This window comes from Polymorphobacter sp. (assembly GCF_051860865.1).
Classification (GTDB): Bacteria; Pseudomonadota; Alphaproteobacteria; order Sphingomonadales; family Sphingomonadaceae; genus Sandarakinorhabdus.
In genome coordinates this window covers 1-579 of sequence record NZ_JBIMKZ010000148.1, presented here as the reverse complement: position 1 = coordinate 579, position 579 = coordinate 1, and the positions used below count along the sequence as shown (strand labels likewise).

General features: G+C 74.4%; 1 protein-coding gene. It reads left to right on the top strand.

Annotated features, from left to right (window positions below; all coding sequences use genetic code 11):
- The first annotated feature begins 104 nt into the window (after positions 1–104).
- Positions 105–440 carry a hypothetical protein gene (locus ACTIFJ_RS15355; RefSeq protein WP_439534986.1) on the top strand — a complete coding sequence of 112 codons (336 nt, stop codon included), beginning with the start codon at positions 105–107 and terminating at the stop codon, positions 438–440.
- Positions 441–579 lie beyond the last annotated feature (139 nt).

Sequence of the window (579 nt, the reverse complement as noted above, 5' to 3'; positions counted from 1 at the left end):
AGCGTCGCCCAAACCTCTCCCGTCGCCCCGGGCTCGACCCGGGGCCCAAGCACAGGCCGCCACCAACCCCTGACACCCCCGCCGCCCGATGCTATCCAGGCCCCATGCTCAGCCTGTCCTTCGCCGTCGCCGCTGTCGCCACCATGGCCATCCTGTCGCTGCGCGCCAACCGCCGCTACCGCAGCCACCCCCGCCTGCCGATGCAATGGACGCTCCGCGGCAACGTCATCTGGCGCGCCCCCCGCCCCCTGGCCCGGGGCGGCATTCCGGCCCACGCCGCCCGCACCCACCGCGACCCCCCCCACCCGCCCCCCAAAGCGCTCCTCGTCACCGCCAACCAGCCCGACTATGCGCTGATCCTCGTCGCGCTCGGCTTCCTCGCCGCCCACCTCCTCCACCTCTGGCTGATCGCCCGCACGCTGCGCCACCGCCCCGGATAATCACCCGCCGCTACCCGTCGCCCCGGGCTCGACCCGGGGCCCAAACACCGCCAGCCCCCCACGCCCGACAGCGCGCCCACCCGCACCCCGCCACGAAAAAAGGTCTGGAAACCCCGCCGCCCCGACCCGATATCCCCCA

Excerpts from the sequence above, each read along its gene's own strand:
- ACTIFJ_RS15355 (WP_439534986.1), top strand. The coding sequence starts at position 105 with ATGCTCAGCCTGTCCTTCGCCGTCGCCGCTGTCGCCACCATGGCCATC.